The sequence below is a fragment of the Hymenobacter latericoloratus genome (assembly GCF_014199535.1).
GTDB lineage: Bacteria > Bacteroidota > Bacteroidia > Cytophagales > Hymenobacteraceae > Hymenobacter > Hymenobacter latericoloratus.
Map to the genome: position 1 here is coordinate 367647 of NZ_JACHNV010000002.1, position 20612 is coordinate 388258.

Consider the following 20612-nt stretch of genomic DNA (forward strand, 5'->3'; position numbering starts at 1 on the left):
CACGAGCCGTAATAACGACTTGTTCTGGCGCGGTAAGGTCCTTCGTCGTACTCAGGATGACAGACTTTTTACAAACCTTGCGGTTAAGACATCCTGACAACGGGCAACTGATAACTGACAACTCCTTCCCCATGCACGAACTCCACGAAGCCGCCGCCTACCTCCGCCAGACGCTCCAAACCTTTCAGCCCGAAGCCGGCATTATCCTTGGTACGGGCCTGGGGGCTTTGGCCAGGGAAGTGGAGGTAGCCCACCGCTTCAGCTACGCCGATATTCCGCATTTTCCGGTTTCCACGGTGGAAAGCCACGCCGGCGAGCTGCTGGCCGGTACGCTGGCCGGCAAGCGGGTGCTGGTGATGCGCGGCCGCTTCCACTACTACGAGGGCTATACCATGGAGCAGGTAGTGTTTCCGGTGCGCGTGATGAAGCTGCTCGGGATTCAGCGCCTGTTCGTGAGCAACGCCAGCGGCGGCCTCAACCCCGACTACGACTACTCCGACCTGATGCTGCTGGAGGACCACATCAACCTGCAGCCCACCAACCCGCTTATCGGCAAAAACCTCGATGAGCTGGGCCCCCGCTTCCCCGACATGATGGAGCCCTATGACCTAGGTTTGCTGCAGCTGGCCGAAGAAGCCGCTCAGGAGTTGGGCCTGGGCCAGTATTTGCGCCGGGGGGTGTACGCCTCCCTACCCGGCCCCATGCTCGAAACCCCCGCCGAGTACCGCTACCTGCGCACCATCGGGGCCGATGCCGTGGGCATGAGCACCGTGCCCGAAGTTATTGCCGCCGTGCACATGAGCTTGCCCGTGCTGGCCGTGTCCGTTATCACGGACCTGTGCGCCCCCGGCAAGCTCAAGAAGGTGGACATTGCCGACATCCTGCGCACCGCCGCCGTGGCCGAGCCCCGCCTCACGGCCCTGCTGCGCCGGGTGCTGGAAAAGCTGTAAGAGACGACCCGATGAAACAAAAAAGGCCCTTCATGATCAGTGGAAGGGCCTTTTTTTAATACGGCCAATAGGTAGGCCGCATGCTCGTCTATTTCAAAATCACCTGCCGCCGCTGGTAGCTCAGCACTGTAAATATCCCGATGCCGCCTTCCACGGTGCTTTTAATGGCCGAAGGCTGGGCGAAGGGGTTGCCGTTGGCGCCACGCGCATCTTCTACCGATTGCAGAAACTGAAAATAAGGCCGGTCGAGGTGGTAGAGCGTGACAATGACGGTATCCTGGGGGTTGAACTCGTAGGAGGTGCCCAGGGTAATGGCCTGCCCGTTGTTGAGCCGGTCCTCAATGGTGTATTCTACCTCGGGGTCGTCGTTGAGGCGGCTTTTGTGCACTTGCAGGCGGTAGTAGTCGAGGGTAGCGGCCGGGTCCTGGAATTTGGTAAGCACGTAGGCCTGGCGCTGCTCAGCGGGCTTGTCGTTGAATTTCCACTCCACCGCATCAATCGGCACGGTGGCCGGCACGGTGGCCGTGCCGGTCAGCCGGCGGCCGCGGGTGTCGTAGGCTTCCAGCCGGAACACGTCGCCGGGGCGGGCCGTGAGGCGGGTAGTGCCGCTGTGGGTGTAGGCCTTGCCGGAGCTCTGGTTGATGTTGGGGGCGTAGCGCAGCGTATCGCGGCGGCCGTTGGGCAGAGTCAGCACCACCTTTACATCCGTGGGCACCTGGGGGGTAGGCGCGGCCAGGTACGGCACCGATTCCGAGATGGTGACGCGCGGCACACGGCCGTTTTCCAGGTAGGCCTCTACCACCAGCTGCGGGGGGTAGGCGGGCAGCTCCACATCGATGTCCTTCTGCAGGTCGCAGTTGCTGAGCAGCAGGCCGGCTACCAGGCTACCCATTGGCATGGCCCTGTGCAGCGGAGCGGCTAGTTTCATCCTCAAAATCCGCGAAATCTGAGTAATTCGCATCATCCGCGCTTAAAATTTAAAGTTGTAGGTAACCGACGGAATCACCGGAAACAGCGACACTTGCCGGGCGCGGTAGTTCAGCACCTGGTCGGTGGCCTCATCCTTCACCTGGTCGAAATACACGAAGTAGGGGTTGCGGCGGTTGTAGGCGTTGTACACGCTAAACGTCAGGTCCGACTCGCCGCCCGTCCGGATGGGCTTAAGCTTGTACACCAGCCCCAGGTCCAGGCGGTTGTAGGGCGCCAGCCGGTAGGTGTTGCGCTCGGGGTAAATGGGCACGGCACTCGGCTCGGCGCCCACCACATCCTGAAACGCAAACCGGCCCAGCGGCAGAGTAGTGGCGGCCCCCGAGGTAAATACAAAGGAGCCCGTGAGGTTGATGCGCTGGTTCAGCTGGTGCAACACCACCACCGTGAGGTTGTGGCGCCGGTCGTAGGTAGGGTAGAAGGGGCGGCCGTTGTTGATGCCGTTGGTGCCGCGCTGGGCCGGAAACTGCCGCTTCGTCCAGGACAGCGTGTAGCCCACCCAGCCGGTGGTGCGGCCCTGCTTTTTCTCCAGGTACAGCTCGTTGCCGTAGGCCCAGCCTTTGCCGAACAGAAACTCGGAGTCCAGCTCGGGGTTCACGAACAGCTGGGCCCCGTCCTTGAAATCAATCTGACGCTGGGCCCACTTGTAGTACACTTCGTTGGTGAGCAGGTAGCGCCCGTCGCCGAGCAGCCAGCTCACCCCGCCCGCTACCTGCTGGCTGCGCTGGGGCCTGACGGACTGCCGCGAGGGGTACCAGATATCGGTGGGCAGGGAGGCGCCCGTGTTTGTCACCAGGTGCACGTACTGGTACATGAGGGCGTAGCTGCCTTTCAGCGAGACGTTGGGCGTGAGGGAGTAGCGCGCCGCCGCCCGCGGCTCCAGCCCCCCATAGGCATCGGGGCCCGACTGGAAGCCCGAGAGGCGCAGGCCGTACTCCAGCTGCAGCTTTTCGGTGGGCTTGTAGGTGTCGGAGGCGTAGAGGGCAGCCTCGGTGCCGTAGTAGGTAATATTGGAGCCGAAGTTGACGCTGCCATCCTGGGAGCCGGCCTGCAGGCGGCCCGTCCCGAAGCGGTGGTGCGTGGCCGTGACCCCGAAGCGCAGGGCGTGCCGCTCGTTGGGGGTATAGTCCAGGTCGGAGCGCAGGGTCAGGTCCCGGATGTCGGACGACAGGTTGAAGCCGAACTGGTCGAGCTTGTTGCCGATCTGGTACTTGTACTTGGTCAGCGAAGCCGTGGTGTTCAGAAACAACCGCGGGGTAAACACGTGGTTCCAGCGCAGGGCCGCCACGGTGTTGCCCCAGTTAAAATCGAAATTGAAGCCGCCCTGGGAGTTGAACCCGAATACGTCGTTGCCCAGGTAGCCGGTCAGGAACAGCTCGTCTTTGCTGCCCAGCTTGTAGTTGGCCTTGGCGTTGAAATCGTAGAAATAGTAGTCGGGAATGGGGTTGTAGTCCGGGTCGTCTTGGTTAAGTCGGTTGATCTGGCGGGTGAAGATATCGAAGTACGTGCGCCGCCCCGACACCAGAAAAGCCCCTTTGCCCTTCCGGATGGGCCCTTCCAGGGTCAGGCGCGAGGAAATCAGGCCCAGGCCGCCGCTGGTCGTGAACTTCTCGGGGTTGCCGGGGCGCATCTTCACATCTACCACCGAGGAAAGCCTACCCCCGTACTGGGCCGGAAACCCTCCTTTATACAAATCCACCGACTGCACGGCATCGGAGTTGAACACCGAAAACAGCCCGAACAAGTGGCTGGGGTTGTACACCAGCGCGTCGTCCAGGAGCACCAGGTTCTGGTCGGCGGAGCCACCGCGCACAAACAGGCCGCTGGTACCCTCGCCGCCGTTTTGCACGCCCGGTTTCAGCTGCAAGGTTTTCAGAATGTCCACCTCCCCGAACAAAGCCGGCAGCAGGCGGGCCTCGCGGGCGGTTAGGCGCTCCACACTCATCTGAGTGGTTTGCAGCTTCTGCTCCAACGAGCCCGAGCCCTCAATGACCACCTCGCCCAGCTCGTTGCCTGCCTCGGCCAGCTGAAACGCCAGGCGCTGGTCGCGGGTAAGGTTCACGTCGCGGGTTTGGGTAGCGTAGCCGATAAAGGACGCCACTACCTGGTGGCGGCCGGGCGGCAGGCGCAGCGAGTACGAGCCGTCGTCGGCGGTGGTGGTGCCAATGCCCAGCGCGGGCACGGCTACGGTAGCGCCGGGCAGGGGCTCGTTGGGGCTCGCCGCGGCGCGCACCACCCCGGAAAGCAGGTGCCGGACCTGGGCCTGCAAACGCGGCGGCAGCACAGCGCTCAGCAGAAATACAATACTTAAAAGAGTGAGCCGTAGGGTCATTCGGGGCAGCAGTACAGAGGAGTCCAAAAGTACGGACACTCTACCCAACCCCTACGACGCCCCGGAAGTTTACTCGCGGCTCCTTGCCCCGCTTACTTCAGCACGCCCTGCACCACTTGGCCCAACTGCGCCGCCGAAACCACGCCCGCCTGCCGCCATACCGGCTGGCCCTTCTGAAACAAAATCAGGGTAGGAATACTCTGCACCCGAAACTGCTGCGCAGCCGCCGGGTTGCGGTCCACGTCAATCTTGATGACTTTGAGTTTGCCCTGGTGCTGGGCCGCCACCTGCTCCAGAATGGGAGCCATGGTTTTGCAGGGGCCGCACCAGTCGGCGTAAAAATCAACCAGCACCGGCATACCGGGGCTGTTAATAAGCTCAGAAAACGACTTCTTCGGCATGAGATAAAACCGCAAAAAACGGTCGGCACCGCGCCGCCGCTCCGGCTTGTACGCAGGAAAGCGGGGGCGGGTAGCGGGTTTTTCCGGAGGGGGGCAAGCACAAAAAAGCCCGGTGCTGCAACACCGGGCTTTCCCTTGTAAGTGAGTGGGTGAAGAGGAGGAGGTTAGTTCTTGCCTAGCAAGGTAACATCATTTGCGACTTCAGAAAAACTAAAGCGCCCTCCCACCACTTTTTTTCCGCTTACCTGGCACTCCCAGGTGTAGCGGCCGGGGCGGGCAGCGGCGGCCTCTCCGCTCTCGGTCTTGAAATAATCGGCCTCCGAAGCCTCGGAAGGGAAAATAACGTCTATGCCGTTCTGGCCCTTGGGAATTTGCTTGGACAGGATGTATTCTTTGCCGGTTTCCTGGTTGATAACCACAAACTTAGCGGTGTAGGCGCCCAGCTGGCTGAACTTATCTACCACGCCCAGCTTCACGTAGGCATCCGTGGAAACCAGCCACGTTTGTGCCTTAGAAGTAGCAGGCGAGAAAACCATCAGTGCCAGTAGCAACCCTGCTACCCGCAACACACGAGACAAAGAGAAAGCAGGAGTAGAAACGCGCATAGAAAAACGGTGAAAAGTGAAAAAATGAGCAGTTGCCTGAACAGAGAAATGGATGAAACGAAGATGCAGCCCTTTTGCACGGTGTATGCGGCTGAGGCGCAACCAAATATAGATGTTATTTGAAAGTACTCACAAAATTTTGATTTCTATTTTATCAAAATAGCAAGAGTGAATCCTGGCGGCGGCATCGGTGTTGTTGTAGAGGATAGAAGAAAAAGAAGAAGCGATGCGAAGAAAAAAGTACGCATGGACGTTGCCCGAGCCGTTACCGGCAGAAATACGGTGCGGCCTGTGCGAGCGGGAAGTGCAGCACACCTCGCGCCACCATTTAGTACCCCGCGAAGAAGGCGGCCACCACGGGCCCATCGTGGACCTGTGTCAGCCCTGCCATAGCACGGTGCACTTGTTGCTCACCAACCGGGAGCTGGCCCGGCGCTACAACACCGTGGAACGTCTGCGCGCGGCCGAGGAGCTGCAGAAGTACCTGCACTGGGTGCGGCGCAACCGGGTAGAGCGCATCAGTAACCGCCGGGCCCGTCGGGGGTAGGGCCGGGCGCTTACCTTTGGGCTCTCTTCTACCGAGGCCTTTTCCGTGATGATAACCCGATTTTTTGTGCCGTTCCGGCAGCTGCGGCAGCAGCCCACCATTGTAGTCGATAGCACCGGCACCGGGGCGGCCCTGACACTGGCCCACTGGCGCGGCGCGGCAACCCCAGCGCTGCTGCGCGATGATACCAGCGCCGGATCCGTGCTGCGGGCTCTGCGCCAGCCGGCCACGCCGGGCCTGGCGGCGCCGGCCGTTACGGCCAATCATTTCGATGTGGACGGTTTTGTAGGCGTCTGGGCCCTGCTGAACCCGGAGCTGGCCCTGGAGCACGAGCACCTGCTGCGGCTGGTGGCTACCCTCGGCGACTTCCGCGAAATAAACTGGGCCGACCCGCTGGCCGACCAGGCCCTGCGGCTGGTATGCTGGCTGAACGCGGAGGAAAAGGCCCGCTTCTACGAGCCCTTCGGGGCGCCGGCCCGGCGGCGGCGCGAAGATGAGGCCTCAGCCGAGAAATTTGAGTGGTTTCTGCCGCGCTTTGCGGGGGTACTGCTTGATCCGGAAACCGGCCGGGCGGCCTGGGAGCCGGAGTACCTGCGCGTAAGCCAGGGCGTGGCCCTGATGCAAAGCCCCGCCACCACGCTGCGCCGCTACCCCGAGGTAGGGCTGGTGGTGGTGCGCACGCCCCGGCCCGTTCCGTACTACGCCTTGTTTGGCCCCACGGCCGGCGCCGATATGGTGCTGAGCCTGTACGATGGGCAGCGCTATGAATTTGAGTACAAGTACACCACCTGGATTGATCTGGAAAGCCGCCCCACCCTGCCGCGCCTACCCCTCGCGGCGCTGGCAACCCGCCTCAACGACCAGGAGCTGGCGCCCCACCGCTGGACCTTCGATGGCGTTACCGATACCGGCCCGCTGCTGCGCCTGAGCGGCAAAGCCCTCACCAAACCCCAGCGCTACGCCGACCCCGACCAACGGCCCATCCATGCTTCTTCCATTCCGGCGGAGCAGCTGGAAGCAGAAGTAGTAGCGTTTTTCCGGAGCCGCTACGCCGGTATCCGGCCCCGGCGCTACTGGAGCTGGGCCGAAATCCGGGAGGTAGGCGGAGGCGAGTAGTGTCATTCCGAGCGAAGCGAGGAATCTAGGTTAGTTTCTGGCCGTGAACCCAGACTTCCCGTTTCCGCTCGGGATGACAGTTTATTATCAGCCGCTACACTTCCTGCCCGAAGCCCAGCACTTGCAGGGAGCTGACGCCACCCGTGCCCTTGCGGACGCTGATTTGGGTGGTGACGCGCTCCTTCAGCGCCTCCACGTGCGAGATGATGCCGATGGTTTTGCCCGTGCCCTGCAGCATTTCCAGGGCCGAGAGGGCCACGTCCAGCGTGTCGGGGTCGAGGGTGCCGAAGCCTTCGTCGATGAAGAGAGTATCAATCTGGGTACGGCGGCCGGCCAGCTCCGAGAGGCCCAGAGCCAGGGCCAGGCTCACCAGGAAACTCTCCCCGCCCGACAGCGAGTTCATGGTGCGCACCGCGCCGGCCTGGTACTCATCCTGAATCAGGAGGTCGAGGTGCTGCTCGGGGTTGCGCTGGATGCGGTACCGGTCGGTGAAGCGGTGCAGGTGGCGGTTAGCCAGCTCCACGAGGCGCGCCAAGGTAAGGCCCTGGGCAAACTCGCTGAACTTCTTGCCATCGGCGGAGCCGATGAGCTCAGCTAGCTGGCGCCAGCGGCGGGCCTGCTGCTGCTGCTTCTCCAGCTCGGCGGCCAGGGCAGCGTGGCGCTCCTGCCCGGCCCGGTGGCTGCTCAGGCGCTCCTGCCGCTGCCCCAGCTGCTGATTCAGGGAAGCCAACTGCTGGTTGGTAGCACTGAGCTGGTGGTCGATGCTTTCCAGGGGCTCAGGGGTGAGGGCGCGGGCGTCTTCCTGCTCCAGCTGCTGGGTGGTTTCCTGCAGGGTTTGCGCGGCCAGGGCCGTTTCCTGCTCGTGGCGGCGCAGCTGGGTCTGCAGGGTTTGCAGCTCCGGGGGGGGTAGGAGCAGGGCCGGCAGGGCCGCCGGGTCGGGCGACAGGCCAGCGGCGGTGAGGGCCGTAGTTAAGGCCGCGAAGCGCTCCTGGCGGATTTGCTGCTGCTGCCCGGCATCCTGCTCGTGCTGGCGCAGGCGGGCGGCGGCCACAGTAAGGGCGGTATCATGCTGCTGAAACTGCTGATCGGCCTGCTGGCGGCGCTGGTCGGCGGCGCGTGCTGCCTCTTCCAGCACCTGCCGGGCGCGGGCTACGTCGGCATCTGGCAGCAGCTCCTGGCGGCGCTGCTGCTGCTGTTGCAGCTCGGTGTGGGCCGTGTGCAGCTCCGTTTTGCGCTGGCTGAGCCACTGCTGCAGCTCGTGGCGGCGCTGCTGGGCGGCGTTGGCCCGCTCCTGGTTTACTTCCAGGTCCCGTTCCAGCTTTTCGGCTTCCTGCAGCTTCTGGCGGTAGGTGGCGCCGGCCTGCTCCAGGCGGCGCACCAGCGCGGGGCCGTTTTCGCCGGAAAACTCCAGCCCGAACGACTTCAATAGACTACTGATGATTTCCTTGATTTTCGGGGCCTGCTCCTGGGCATCCTGCAGGCGCAGCTCCAGCTCTTTCAGCTCGGCTTGCAGTTGCTGCTGCTGCTGGCGGGCGTTGCGCTGGTCGGCCTCGGCCTGGGTCTGGGCCAGGCGGGCCTGCTGCTGCTGCTCTTCCAGGGTGCGCAGCTCCTGCACCAGCCCGCGCACAATGCCCGGCACGGTGGTTTCCTCTTCCTCCGTCAGCCAGCGTAAACCGGCATCGGCGGGGGTGGCGGGCAGCGTGTCGGTATCCAGCAGCCCACTAATGCTCACTAGCCGGTTAATGCGGCCTTTCAGGGCTACGGTTTGCTGGGTCAGCGCCTGCTCCCGCTCCTGGTCCCGGAGCAAAGAATCCTCACTTACGCCCAGCACGCCGGCCGCGTAGGGATGCTCCAGGGCCCCGCATAACGGGCAGGGCTCGCCGGTGCGCAGGTGCTGGCGGGCGTCTTCGTGGGTCAGAATGAGCTGGTGGGCGTGCATGAGGCGGCGCAAATCCTGCAGGCTTTTCTCCAGGGCTTCTTCCTCGCGGTGCAGGCGCCTAACATGGTGGCCGAGCTGGTGGCGCCAGTCGAGGCGGGCAGCGGTGGCAGCGGTTTGCTGCGCGGTGGCCGTGGCCAGCTGGGTTTGGGCCGCGCGCAGCAGCTCGGCGCTGGTTTGCTCGGTAACGGTGGCGGAAGCCAGCTGCTGCTGCCGCTGTTGCAGGGTACGCCCCAGCTCGGTTAGCTCCGTCTGGATGTACTGCCAGTCTTGGAGGTAGCCGCTGAGGGGCGGCAGGGCCTCGGCTACGGTGCTGAGCACGGTGCGCGGCAGCAGCCATTCGCGCAGCTCGCGCACCTGCTGGCGCTGCTCCTTGCTCTGGCTGTCGGCTTGGGTGGCTTCCTGGTTTTGCTGCTTCCAGAGCTGGTTTTGCTCCTGATACTCCTGCTTGCCCTGCTCCAGGCGCTGCTGCTTTTCCCGAATCTGATGGTCCAGCAGCTCGGCTTCCCGCAGCTTGGGGTCCTGGGCGCGCTGGGTGGCGGCGGCCTGCTCGTACGTGTGCTGGGCGCTGGTCCGGGCGTCGGCGGCGGTGGCGCGGCGCTCCTGCAGCTGGGGCAGCTGCCCGCGGAGCTGTTCCACTTCCCGGTGCAGGCGCGCCAGCTGCTCGTCGGTTTGGCGCAGCAGGGCGTAGTCGGTGGCGAAGGGGGCGGCCTGCTGGTGCAGGGCCAGGCGCTGGCGCAGGGGGGCCAGGGTTTCGGCCTGAGCCAGGAGCTGCTGCTGGCGCAGTTGGGTGGCTTCCAGTTTCTGGCGCAGCTCCCGCCGGCGCAGGTGCCACTGCCGGGCCTCGCGCAGCTGCTCCTGGGCGGCGGTGGCGGCGCTCAACTGCGCAGTAAACTGCTGGGCTTCTTCTTCCAAAAACGCTACCTCCTCCGGGGAAAGCAAGGTCACGCCGGCCAGCCCGGCCCGCAGCTGGTCCGCTTTCAGGGTTTCCTGCTTGGCCTGCTCGAAAGCCGCCCGCGAAATGTCGGAGTATTTGCGGGTGTCGGTAATCTTTTCCAGCAGCTGAGCCCGCTCGCCGGCCGGGGCCTTCAGAAAGCGGGTGAAGTCGCCCTGAGCCAGGAGCACGGAGCGCAGAAACTGCTTGTATTCCAGGCCGCTGAGCTCCGCTATGCGCACGGGCACATTACGCTTCATCGTTTCGAGGAAGGGCCAGGTTTCCTCGCCGTCATCAGCTACTTTCCGCTCGCTTAGCTCCATTTTCGGGTCCTGGAGCTTGCCTTCGGGGCGCTTGCGGGCGCGGTACTGGCCCCACTTGCTGCGGTACTGCCGGCCGTTTACTTCAAACTCTACCTCGGCCCAGCTTTCGCCGGTGCCATGGCTCATCACGTGCTCGGGGCCGCTGGTTTCGTGGCGGGGCACCTGGCCGTAGAGGGCCAGGGTAATGGCATCCAGAATAGTGGTTTTGCCGGCGCCGGTAGGGCCGGTAATGGCAAACAGGCCCGCGTCGGAAAGGGGAGTCTGGCTGAAATCAACGGTATGCTCCCCGCGCAGGGAGTTGAGATTGTAAAAGCGGACGCGGAGAATTTTCATGCGGGCAGAGCGGCGCCGAAGCAAATAGCAACTAGGGGAGAAGCCCCGCGCACCGAAGCTGCCGGGGGAGCTGCAAAGTTAACCGACCCGGCCCGCAATACATTCCGTTGCGTGCACTCCATGAGCACTGGGCCGTGGTGGCCGGGGCGTTACGGGAGAGCAGGGTTTACTCACGGACGAGGGGTAGGGAGCCGGCCGCAGCTTCGCCCAAAAGAGGAATCGGATGCACACGCTCGTCGAAGGAAGATAGAAATCCCCTGTATAGTTAGATCTTGCCGTCCTCCCCTTACTTTTTCCTACCCCCTATGCTCACCCGAACCGTGGCGTATGCCACCACAGTAGCCGCGTTGCTGGCGGGGCCCGGCACCACGGCCTGCACCGCCACCAAGCCCGCCGCTCTGGCCGTGTTGCCGCCTCCACCCATATCCCCGGAGCTGTACCGCACCATTGCCCGGCTGGATAGCGCCATGTTCGCGGCCTTCAACCGCCACGATGCAGCTCGGCTGCAAACTTTCTTCGCCGAAGACCTGGAGTTTTACCACGACAAAGGCGGCCTGGCCAACTTTGAGCAAACCATGCAGGGCTTCCGCAACCTGTTTGCTCAGAACAAAACCACCGGCCTCAACCGCCAGCTCGTGCCCGGCACCCTGGAAGTGTACCCCATCAGCGGCTACGGGGCCGTAGAAACCTACCAGCACCGCTTCTGCCACGTCGAGAACGGCCGAGACGACTGCGGTACTTTCAAGAACATGATGGTGTGGCGCCTACGCGACGGGCAGTGGAAAGTAACGCGGGTGGTGAGTTACGGGCATTAATTGCTTTGTTTTTTCTATTTGAAATATGAAAACCCTTACACAGAAACGAGACAATGATTCACTCGATAAGATAATTATAAGTAGAGGCTTAGCTCCCACAATGAGCAATGCTAAATGGGTAAAGCTAATCAAGGTATTAGTGGAAAACTGGCAGCTAGTACAAGAATGCTTAGTGAAGCTAATTTGGGAAGAAAATAGTTCGTCCCGAAAATTGATTATTTAAGAACAAATTAGTTACAAATTAGACTACTATGATACGGCTATGGAATCCATGGTTACAGGTGTGCCTGCACTCAGCGGCTGGTGCGCATACAAGGAAATAGAATGGCTGGATTTTCCTCGGTCTATCCACAATGACCAATCAAAAGAACAAGATATTATCTCTATTCGGCGCAAAGTTGAAGAAGTTGGCCAATTTCAAATAGAGTTATCTAATGACAGATTGCGGCTTTATTCTTATATATCTGCGTCTACAGTCAAGTAGCTGGTTCCTACCTTCCCAGCTTCAACGCTCTTGCTTGAAGCTGATGAAACTCCCGCTCCTCGCCGCGCTGCTCACGGCCCTGCCTACCCTCGCCCAGACTCCGAAGCCCGCCGAAAACCTGGTGCAGTATGTTCACCCCAGTGTGGGCACCCAGCGCATGGGGCACACGTTTCCGGGCGCGACGGTGCCGTTTGGCATGGCAACCCCGGCGCTGCCGATAAGCAGCGCTTCTGCCGCCAAACAAGCCCGAAACCAAGCCACCTAGCGTACCGCTCGGGCGGTTAGAGCCAACGTTGCTCATGATGGGCAACGGGAATGGGGAAGGGCTGTGTAGTATGGTTTGAATTAGCAGGGTTGGTGCAGCCAACTGTTCAGCTTCGCCGTACACAGGCTTACTAGCTGCTACCTGCTGAGCGGCTCTACTTCCTCCCTTCCCTTCCTTACCTGCATCATGGACATAGACCCCAAAGACAAGCCAAAGCAGCCGGCGCCAGCCGATAACACGCCACCCACCCAAGGCACCCCCGATACGCAGAGCGCCGCTACCGACGACGCCACCAACCTGCCGCGCCCCGAAAGCACCCCGGCCGACACGGAAGAAAATACGCCTTCCGCGGAACCCGAAACCGGCCCTGACATGCCCACTGATGCCACGGCCTCAACGGCAGCCGCTGACGCGGGCGGCGACGCGGACCCCGGCGCCAGCAACACCAGCCACGACGAGCCGCTGTAGCGTGGGGAAATCAGGTGCTACCTGTCATTCTGAGCGCAGCGAGGAATCTGGTTTCCTGATGAAGTAACCCGGATTCCTCGCTGCGCTCGGAATAACACAAGGTAAGCGTTGTGTACTGAGCCGGCCGGAGTGCTAGCGGCGCTACCTGCGCATTAGTTGGCGCTGGGCCAGGTGGCGCGCAGGTAGCGCTCCAAGCAGGCAATGGTGGCTACCGGGGCGCTAAGGTGGGGGTAGTGGCCGGTGGTGTTCAGGATTTCCAGGGTACTGCCGGCCAGATGGTCGTGCAGATAGTGGCCTACCTCGGCGGGAGCCACGGAGTCGTCGGCGCACTGAATAATCAGGGAAGGAACCTGTAGCTGGGCTAGCTGGGAGCGGTAGTCGGAAAGAAACGTAGCGCGGGCAAACTGGCGGGCAATGGCCGGATCGACGCGGGAAAAGCTGTCGAGCACCTCATCAACCAGCTCCGGGCGCATGTCGCCCCCAACCAAATTGGGAACCATCGTATTCGACCAGGCCCGGTAGTCGCGGTCCAGAAAACCGAGCAACTCCTCCAAGTCAGTCGCCTCAAAGCCCCCGGAATAGTCGCCGTCGTTGAGGTAGCAGGGAGAAGCCGCCAGCAGCACCAGCCGCTCGAACAGCTCCGGAGCCCGGATGGCCGCCAGCACCCCAATCATGCCACTGACTGAGTGGCCCACGTACACCGCTTTCGGCAGCTGCAAGGCCCGCAGCAAGGTCACCAAATCGTCGGCGTAGCCTTCCAGCGTGTTGTAGCGCGTGAAATCGTAGGCGGCTTTATCGGAGCTGCCGGCGCCTACCAGGTCAAACAGCACCACCCGATGACGGGCGGCAAAGGCGGGGGCCACGTATTGCCAGGCGTGCTGATCGGTGCCGAAGCCGTGCGAAAACAGAATGGGTTGAACTCCCGATCCGTAGGAAGAAACGTGGTGACGTTTAAGAATGTCCATAGCAATAACACTAGAAAAAGCTGGCGGAAGCAGTGCGTCTCCGTAGCAATTCTGCAGCCTGTTTTCAGGCAATGTGCTAAAAGCTCCAAATAATACACAGCCTAAGCAAGCGCTTCTCAATAAAGTAGCGTTTTCCCATTGTGGGATTAGTCAAGCCTGCCCCCAACTATCACCCGAACGAGAGGGCAGCAGAAAAGGCCGCAGCCCCGGAAAGAAAAGTAGCGGGCTGATTTCAAGGCGGAAGGCGGTGCGAGGGGCAGGCAGAAAGAAGGCGCTGCAGCGGTCCGACGAAAATTCTCCCTCGGTGCGTTGGCTACCCCATCAATCCGGCTAATTGCCAGCTCTCAAAACGATACCCGGATGAGTACGTACTGCTGAGATACGGGGCCCTGGCAGACACGAGCCTGCCAGGGCCCTAACAAGCGCGCAACATGCACAGTATTGTTTACAGCTATTGGGGGTTGGTGCACCTGCTGGCAGCTCTGGCTTCCTTGGTTTTGGGCACTACAGTGCTGGTACGGCCCAAAAGTGGGCAGCTGCACAAGCGGCTGGGCTACGGCTACGTAGGGGCCCTCGTGCTGATGTTGGTTACCTGCTTCGGGATTTACCGGCAGTTTCATGGCTTCGGCATCTTCCACGCAGCGGCCATACTCAGTGCCCTGACCCTGGTGGCCGGCATGGTGCCGGTGCTGCGCCGCAGGCCCATGCGCTCCTGGCGGCAGCTTCACGCTGGGTTTATGTACGGGTCGGTGCTGGAGCTGTACGTGGCGCTGGTGGCCGAGGTGCTGGTGCGGGTGCCGGGCCTTTTATTCTGGGAAGTAGCTGCCCTGTCCACGGCTACGGTGGCGCTGCCGGGCGTGGCGTGGCTGGTGCGGGCCTGGCCGCGCTGGCAGGGTAGGGAAGTGCCGGCGGCGGTTCGGGTGGTGGAGCACAAGGTTTGACGGGAGACCAGGGGTAGGGGCATCAGTGAAAAATACCCCTTACTTTAACGCTCACGGCCCCAGCCTGTCTGCTACCCCCTGTGTATCTATGAAATCCTACCTGTTCCTCTCCCTGCTTTCTTTCGCTACCCCCGCCTTCGCCCAAAATGCCCCGGTGAAGGTGGAGGTAAAACAAGCCAACGGCCGCTACGAGCTGCTGCGCGGCGGCCAGCCGTACTTCATTAAGGGGGCCGGCGGCGGTCAGTATCCGGAGCGCGTGCAGGCCTACGGCGGCAACTCCATCCGGACCTGGAGCACCCACAACTCTGACAACGTGCTGGCCGAAGCCCAGAGAAACGGCCTCACCGTGATGCTGGGCCTCGATGTGGCCCGGGAGCGGCACGGCTTCGACTACAACAACCCCCAGGCCGTAGCCGAGCAGCTGCAGAAGCTGCGCGCCGAGGTGCTGAAGTACAAAGACAACCCGGCGGTGCTGTTCTGGGGCATCGGCAACGAGCTGAACCTGGAGTACACCAACCCCAAGGTATGGGACGCCGTGCAGCAGATTGCCCAGATGATTCATGAGGTGGACCCCAACCACCCCACCAGCACCGTGCTGGCCGGCCTTAACCAGAAGGAAGTTGATTACATCAAGGCCAAGTGCCCGGCCGTGGACATCCTCAGCATCAACACCTACGCTGGCCTGGCCGAAATTCCGCAGCAGGTGCGCACCACCGGCTGGACCGGCCCCTACGTGGTAGCCGAGTGGGGTCCCACCGGCCACTGGGAAAGCCCCGTTACGCCCTGGAAAGCCTCAGTGGAAGAAACCAGCAGCCAGAAAGCCGCCGTGTACCGGAGCCGCTACGAGGCCTCCGTGGCCAAAGACAAAACCCAGTGCCTGGGCACCTACGTGTTTCTGTGGGGTCAGAAGCAGGAGCGCACACCCACCTGGTACGGCATCTTCACGGAGGATGGCAAGGAATCAGAAGTAGTGGATGTGATGCAGTACCTCTGGAGCGGCAAATGGCCCCAGAACCGCGCCCCGCACCTGGCGAGCTTCAAGCTCGATGGCAAGCAGGCCACCGACAACGTGCAGCTGCAGCCCGGCCAGAGCTACCCCGCCGTAGTGGCCATAACCGACCCCGACAAAGACCCGCTCACCTACCGCTACGAGCTGCTCCCGGAAAGCACCGACCTCAAATCGGGCGGCGACCGGGAAAGCCGCCCCGCCGCCATTCCGGGCCTCATCCCGGCCGGCGCCAAAGCCCAGACGACCCTCAAAGCGCCCACCCAGGAAGGCGCCTACCGCTTGTTCGTGTACGCCTACGATGGCAAGGATAACGTAGCCACGGCCAATATCCCGTTTTATGTGAAGGGGAAGTAGCTGATGGAAACAGATACTTGTAAAATCATAGAGGTTTTAAGGAAAGCCTTGATTGGCTCATACTACACAAAATTCTGCTATGGCATTACCTATTTCGAATTTGAATTATTTAATGATGATTTAGGTATAACGGCGAATGCTATTATTAGTGACTTCGAACTCGAGGACAAAAACGAATGGAATAAATTACTGGCGACCTACCCTTTTAGTATAGAAAACTTGTGTGGACCAGAAGAGCCGCTTCGAGGGTTCTTTATGACCCTGCTAACTCAGGTTAGTATTAATAATATTGAGTTAGAGAGTGGAGGAACTTTGATTTTTGAATTCAGAAATAATATCAGGATACGATTAAAAGGAGAAGTAGAAATAGAAGATGTATCGTGGAGTATTGAATTTAGGAATGAACAAGGACAGACTATTGGTAATTGCCGGTGTTCTTTCAATGAAATGTATTTGTCGAATAGTGAAGCCCTATTGAAAAAAGTGGGATAACACACCGTAAACAATTATGACACCTTTCACCCTCCGCCCCTGGGCCCCGGCCGATTTGCCCAGTCTCGTCCGCTACGCCAACAACCCGGCCATTGCCCGGTACATGAACGACCAGTTTCCGCACCCTTACACGGAGGAAGATGGCCGCGACTTCATTGCTATGGCCGCCGGGGAAAATCCGGTGAACATCATGGCTATTGAGGTAGGGGCGAAGCAGTGGGCGGTATTGGGCTGCATGTGCGCCCCAACATTGAGCGCAAGAACGCCGAGCTGGGCTATTGGCTGGGCGAGCCGTTCTGGGGGCAGGGCATCAGCACGGACGCCGTGCGGCAGATGGTGAACTATGGCTTCCGCACCTTTGATATTACCCGCATCTTCGCCCGGCCCTTCGGCACCAACCCCCGCTCCCAGCGGGTGCTGGAAAAGGCCGGCTTCGTGCTGGAAGCTCGCTTCGAGAAAACGTTCTTCAAGCACGGCCAGTACATCGACGAGCTGGTGTACGCCGTGCGGCGCCCATGATTCGTCTGGCAACGCCCCGCCTGCTGCTGCGCGACCTTACCTTGGCTGATGCGCCCGGCATCCTGGCCCTCGACTCCAACCCCGACGTACTGCGCTATGTGCCCAACAGGCTCATCAGCACCCTCGCGGAGGCGGAGGCCATCATCCGATACATCCGGCAGCAGTATGAGCGCAATGGCATCGGGCGCTGGGCCGTGGTGCGCCAGGATACCCAGGAGTTTATCGGCTGGTGTGGCCTGAAGCTGGTGAACGACAGCGAGGTAAACAGCCGCATCAACTACCACGACATTGGCTACCGCCTGCTACCCCCGCACTGGGGCCAAGGCTTCGCCTCTGAAGCGGCCCACGCTACCCTGCACCACGGCCTGGAAGTACTGCAACTCCCGGAAATCAATGCCACCGTTATGCAGGAAAATACCGCCTCCCGCCGTATTCTGGAAAAGCTGGGCATGCAGCCGCAGGAAGAATTCCTGGAGCCGGATGGCAGCTTGTGGTGGTGGTATGCGAGGCAAAACCCTATGCAGAAAACAGCATTAGGTCGAAGCAAGAACTAGCTCCCCTCCTCAGATGAGGAGGGGAGCTAGTCGTTATTCGCAGCCGGATAGAGAATAGTAGCACTTAGCAGATCAGCTACATCCGTTCCAGCAGCTCATCGAAGGTGCGGAGCAGCTCGACTCGGCTATCCTCAGGCTCGGCTTCTAGGCGCTGCTCAAATACTTCGCGCGCCGTGTAGTCGTGGAGGCTGCGGGTGAGGGGCGTGTCGTCGGTTTCCTCGGCCTCGCCGAGGGCGCGGAGCTTCACGAGGCGGAAGTGGCGGCGGGCCAGCACCTCCAGGTGGCGGCGGTCCAGTTCCTGAATTACGTTGAGCAGGGCCTCGGCTACTTCCAGCTGGGTTAGCTCGGAGTGAATCTGCACGTCGGCCCAGGCGGGGAGGGGGTAGCCCGTGTTGTCGTAGCTGGTCAGGCCCTGGGTTACCTCATCCAGGGTACCGTGGAAGCGCACCAGCCGCCGCGCCCCCGGCACCGGCAGGCTCTGTAGCTCGGCCAGCTTACCCTCTCGGAAGTCGAGCAGCAGTACTTCCTTGGGGTGGTCAACTTCCGAAAACGACAGCGGAATGGGGGAGCCCGAGTACCGGATATGCTCCCGGCCGCCTACCCGCTGCGGACGGTGCAAGTGCCCCAGGGCCACGTAGTCGAACACGACCGGGAAGTGGTCGGCGGTAATCTGGCCCAGGTTGCCCACATGAATGGTCCGCTCCGAATCGGAAGGGGCGGCGCCGGCGGCGTAGAGGTGGCCGGTAGCCAGTACGGGCAGGCCCAGGTCTTTCAGTTGCCACACTCGCTCTACCTCGGCGCAACGGGCGTAGTGGTCGGCAATGCCCTGCTTGATGCGGGCCTCGCGCTCCTCGGCGGTTTCGCCGGGCACCGAAAGCCGAATGTCCCGGTCGCGCAGGAAGGGCACGGCGCACACCACCAGTCCGGGCTTGCCCTGGGCATCGTCCAGCACCAGCACCTGGTCCTCGAAGCAGTCGGGTACGCAGCCTACCACATGCACGCGCAAGTGGCGCAGCAGGCGGGCCGGGGCGTTGAGGGTAGCCGGCGAGTCGTGGTTGCCGCCTACCACCACAATGTCGCGGCAGGTGGTGCCGCGCATGCTCAGCAGAAAGGAGTAATACAGCTCCAGGGCCTGATTGGAAGGCGAGCCGGTATCGAAAATGTCGCCGGCCACCACCAGCACTTCTACCTGCTGCTCGCGCACGGTTTGCACCAGCCACTCCAGAAAATGGCGGTGCTCCTCAGTTCTTTCGTGGCCCTGAATAAACCGCTGGCCCAGGTGCCAGTCGGCGGTGTGTAGTACGCGCATGACTACGAAGATAGTTCTTCTGGGCCGGAAGAGGAAGACCCGGCAGGTTCGGGCCGGGCGCGGGGGTAGGGAAGTATCGGGCCGCTACTGCTCCCAGACAGTGCGCTTGTACTTCGCATTGCTGAAGTTCTCGCCGTTGATTTGAATGCTACCTCCAAACCCGCCCAGATACCCCAGCGTGTTGCAGTCGGCGTCCGTTACTTCCGCGCTGCCATCGGCAATGCAGTTGCCCGCGTCGAACACATACACGGTTTTACCCTGGAAAGAATATTCCTTCACGTAGGCTCCTTCATCACAGGGAGTATCCCGTTCCAAGTTGATAATCTTTTGCCGCACGCAACTGGGCGTGCCCTTTTCAATATCCGCTTCATCACAGGCAGATAACAGAAGTGCTGCTGCCAGCATTGGGTATAGTGCTTTTTTCATAAGAGCTTGTTGATTAAAAACAGAAAGACCGAACCCTAGTGGGTCCGGTCTTTTTGGGAGTATTGGCATTGCCAAAAGGTTGCACTACCGCCTACACCGTTGCCGATTGGGGCTGAAAGGTGCTGATGGCTTCGCCTAAGTCGTACACTGGTACGCTGGCCGGCAGGGCGGCCTGCAGAATGCTGGCCCCGGCGGCCGAGCGGTAGCCGCCAGCACAGTGCACCAGCACGGGCTTGGTGGTCGGGACCTCCTGGGCCCGCTCCCGCAACTCAGGCAGCGGAATCAGCAGGGCATTATCAAAGATGGGCTGGTGGGCCTCCGTGCGGTTGCGGATATCCACGATGGTGTAGTCCTGAGGTTGCTGGCGCACGTGCTCCACGTCGGTATCGGGGCTGGTGGCGGGCAGCTCCCTCGGGGCCAGCAGGGCCCCCTTAATGTTGCCTTCGTACCCGATTTTCGCCGTTTTGCGGATCACCGTGTCCAGGGCAATCTGCGAGTCGGCAATGAGGTAGAAGGGCTCCTGGGGCCCCACAATGGAGCCCAGCCAGGTTTCAAACTTGCCCCCATCCATCAGGTTGATGGCTCCGGGCAGGTGGCCGGCCCGGAACTGCTCGGCCGGGCGGGTGTCGATAACCACTACCCCCGGCTCCAGGGCAATACCGGAGTGCAGGCGCGGCACGGCCCGCACGCTGTCCTCGAACGACGGGGCCCCGTTTTTATTCAGCACTACATCGTGGCCGAAATACTTGGGCATGAAGGGCTGGTCTTCCAGCAGTACCTTAATAAACTCCTCCTGCGACATGGGCTGCAGGGCGTAGTTGGTTTTCAACTCCTTGCCAATGGTGCTGTCGAGGTCGGGGGAGGTGGTTTTGCCGCAGAGCGAGCCGGGGCCGTGGGCCGGGTACACGCGGGTAGCAGCCGGCAGGGTCATCAGCTTCTGGCGGGTGCTCTGGTAGAGCTGGGCCGCCAGCTCCTCGCGGCTGTGCCCGCCCACAATGTCGGATTCGCGCAGGTCGGGGCGGCCCACGTCGCCCACAAACAGGGTGTCGCCGGTGAATACAGCCCGGCTCTGACCCAGCTCGTCCATCAGCAGAATACTGATAGAGTCGGGCGAGTGGCCCGGAGTGTTGAGAGCGTGCAGCTCCACCGTGCCCAGCGTAATGCGCTGGCCGTCATCGAAGGGCTGATGGGGGTAGCTGGCCTTCACCAGCTTGCTGGCATAAATGGTAGCGCCGGTTTCGCGGGCAATTTCCAGGTGGCTGCTGACGAAGTCGGCGTGGGGGTGCGTTTCGATGACGGCAATGATCTTGGCGTCGTGCTCGTCGGCGAAATCGTAGTAGGGTTGGGGGTCGCGGGCCGGGTCGATGATGGCCACCTGGCGGCCGCTGCGGATGGCGTAGCTCGCGTGGGCCAGGCCTTTGTCGTAGAACTGCTGAATCTGTACCGAACCGGTACTACTAGGCAGAGGACTCATGGGGTGTTGGATGTGGTGGTGCCCCCGGGCGGGCTCAGCCGTTGCCCGGGCGCATATTTTCAAATATAAGCAA

At 61.6% G+C, this 20612-nt stretch carries 21 protein-coding genes; 12 read left to right on the plus strand and 9 right to left on the minus strand.

Annotated elements, in window-relative coordinates:
- Positions 1 to 131: 131 nt before the first annotated feature.
- Positions 132 to 950, plus strand: coding sequence for a purine-nucleoside phosphorylase (locus tag GGU46_RS07285; protein WP_183402896.1), 819 nt, complete (start codon positions 132 to 134; stop codon positions 948 to 950).
- A gap of 88 nt (positions 951 to 1038) precedes the next feature.
- Here the strand turns inward: GGU46_RS07285 and GGU46_RS07290 are convergent, their stop codons facing one another.
- The 4 genes from GGU46_RS07290 to GGU46_RS07305 form a co-directional block, all read right to left on the minus strand.
- On the minus strand, positions 1039 to 1878 hold the full coding sequence (locus GGU46_RS07290) for a DUF4249 domain-containing protein (protein ID WP_184093981.1): 840 nt from the start codon (positions 1876 to 1878) through the stop codon (positions 1039 to 1041).
- Positions 1879 to 1920: 42 nt separating this feature from the next.
- Positions 1921 to 4221 carry a TonB-dependent receptor gene (locus tag GGU46_RS07295; protein ID WP_317171870.1) on the minus strand — a complete coding sequence of 767 codons (2301 nt, stop codon included), beginning with the start codon at positions 4219 to 4221 and terminating at the stop codon, positions 1921 to 1923.
- A gap of 140 nt (positions 4222 to 4361) precedes the next feature.
- Complete coding sequence (trxA, locus tag GGU46_RS07300) at positions 4362 to 4670, minus strand: thioredoxin (RefSeq protein WP_183402899.1); 309 nt, start codon at positions 4668 to 4670, stop codon at positions 4362 to 4364.
- 164 nt (positions 4671 to 4834) lie between these two features.
- Positions 4835 to 5275, minus strand: coding sequence for a hypothetical protein (locus tag GGU46_RS07305; RefSeq protein ID WP_183402900.1), 441 nt, complete (start codon positions 5273 to 5275; stop codon positions 4835 to 4837).
- Positions 5276 to 5528: 253 nt separating this feature from the next.
- On the opposite strand from GGU46_RS07305, the gene GGU46_RS07310 reads away from it, so the two are divergent.
- Positions 5529 to 5822 carry a sulfotransferase family protein gene (locus GGU46_RS07310; RefSeq protein ID WP_246398867.1) on the plus strand — a complete coding sequence of 98 codons (294 nt, stop codon included), beginning with the start codon at positions 5529 to 5531 and terminating at the stop codon, positions 5820 to 5822.
- A gap of 48 nt (positions 5823 to 5870) precedes the next feature.
- Positions 5871 to 6938, plus strand: coding sequence for a DUF6687 family protein (locus GGU46_RS07315; protein ID WP_215906281.1), 1068 nt, complete (start codon positions 5871 to 5873; stop codon positions 6936 to 6938).
- Positions 6939 to 7032: 94 nt separating this feature from the next.
- On the opposite strand, the gene GGU46_RS22290 is transcribed toward GGU46_RS07315, so the two are convergent.
- A complete protein-coding gene (locus GGU46_RS22290) occupies positions 7033 to 10464 on the minus strand; it encodes an SbcC/MukB-like Walker B domain-containing protein (RefSeq protein ID WP_183402902.1) in 3432 nt (1143 codons plus the stop codon).
- Positions 10465 to 10769: 305 nt separating this feature from the next.
- On the opposite strand from GGU46_RS22290, the gene GGU46_RS07325 reads away from it, so the two are divergent.
- From GGU46_RS07325 to GGU46_RS07335, 3 genes are all read left to right on the plus strand, one after another.
- Complete coding sequence (locus GGU46_RS07325) at positions 10770 to 11279, plus strand: nuclear transport factor 2 family protein (RefSeq protein ID WP_183402903.1); 510 nt, start codon at positions 10770 to 10772, stop codon at positions 11277 to 11279.
- Positions 11280 to 11806: 527 nt separating this feature from the next.
- Entirely contained in the window at positions 11807 to 12028 is a 222-nt protein-coding gene (locus GGU46_RS07330; RefSeq protein WP_183403512.1) for a hypothetical protein, read from the plus strand.
- 186 nt (positions 12029 to 12214) lie between these two features.
- Positions 12215 to 12496 carry a hypothetical protein gene (locus GGU46_RS07335; protein WP_183402904.1) on the plus strand — a complete coding sequence of 94 codons (282 nt, stop codon included), beginning with the start codon at positions 12215 to 12217 and terminating at the stop codon, positions 12494 to 12496.
- Between the two features lie 152 nt (positions 12497 to 12648).
- On the opposite strand, the gene GGU46_RS07340 is transcribed toward GGU46_RS07335, so the two are convergent.
- A complete protein-coding gene (locus GGU46_RS07340; protein WP_183402905.1) occupies positions 12649 to 13461 on the minus strand; it encodes an alpha/beta fold hydrolase in 813 nt (270 codons plus the stop codon).
- Between the two features lie 431 nt (positions 13462 to 13892).
- Between GGU46_RS07340 and GGU46_RS07345 the strand changes: the two genes are divergently transcribed.
- From GGU46_RS07345 to GGU46_RS07365, 6 genes are all read left to right on the plus strand, one after another.
- Complete coding sequence (locus GGU46_RS07345; RefSeq protein ID WP_183402906.1) at positions 13893 to 14402, plus strand: DUF2306 domain-containing protein; 510 nt, start codon at positions 13893 to 13895, stop codon at positions 14400 to 14402.
- A gap of 88 nt (positions 14403 to 14490) precedes the next feature.
- The gene (locus GGU46_RS07350) at positions 14491 to 15765 is read left to right on the plus strand and encodes a glycoside hydrolase family 2 TIM barrel-domain containing protein (RefSeq protein WP_183402907.1); all 1275 of its coding nucleotides are present in this window, start codon (positions 14491 to 14493) and stop codon (positions 15763 to 15765) included.
- A gap of 3 nt (positions 15766 to 15768) precedes the next feature.
- Positions 15769 to 16257, plus strand: a complete 489-nt coding sequence (locus GGU46_RS07355; protein ID WP_183402908.1) for a hypothetical protein — start codon at positions 15769 to 15771, stop codon at positions 16255 to 16257.
- 16 nt (positions 16258 to 16273) lie between these two features.
- Positions 16274 to 16597: a GNAT family N-acetyltransferase gene (locus GGU46_RS22570; protein ID WP_215906282.1), complete on the plus strand. Its 324-nt coding sequence runs from the start codon at positions 16274 to 16276 to the stop codon at positions 16595 to 16597.
- Positions 16495 to 16776: a GNAT family N-acetyltransferase gene (locus GGU46_RS21895; protein WP_215906283.1), complete on the plus strand. Its 282-nt coding sequence runs from the start codon at positions 16495 to 16497 to the stop codon at positions 16774 to 16776. The genes GGU46_RS22570 and GGU46_RS21895 overlap by 103 nt, the downstream gene beginning before the upstream one ends.
- On the plus strand, positions 16773 to 17330 hold the full coding sequence (locus GGU46_RS07365; RefSeq protein WP_183402909.1) for a GNAT family N-acetyltransferase: 558 nt from the start codon (positions 16773 to 16775) through the stop codon (positions 17328 to 17330). The genes GGU46_RS21895 and GGU46_RS07365 overlap by 4 nt, the downstream gene beginning before the upstream one ends.
- A 76-nt stretch (positions 17331 to 17406) precedes the next feature.
- On the opposite strand, the gene sbcD is transcribed toward GGU46_RS07365, so the two are convergent.
- The 3 genes from sbcD to GGU46_RS07380 form a co-directional block, all read right to left on the minus strand.
- Positions 17407 to 18639, minus strand: coding sequence for an exonuclease subunit SbcD (gene sbcD, locus GGU46_RS07370; RefSeq protein ID WP_183402910.1), 1233 nt, complete (start codon positions 18637 to 18639; stop codon positions 17407 to 17409).
- Between the two features lie 84 nt (positions 18640 to 18723).
- Positions 18724 to 19065 (minus strand): DUF6970 domain-containing protein, encoded by a 342-nt coding sequence (locus GGU46_RS07375; protein WP_183402911.1) that lies wholly within the window; start codon positions 19063 to 19065, stop codon positions 18724 to 18726.
- A 91-nt stretch (positions 19066 to 19156) separates the two neighbouring features.
- A complete protein-coding gene (locus GGU46_RS07380; RefSeq protein ID WP_183402912.1) occupies positions 19157 to 20539 on the minus strand; it encodes an MBL fold metallo-hydrolase in 1383 nt (460 codons plus the stop codon).
- Positions 20540 to 20612 lie beyond the last annotated feature (73 nt).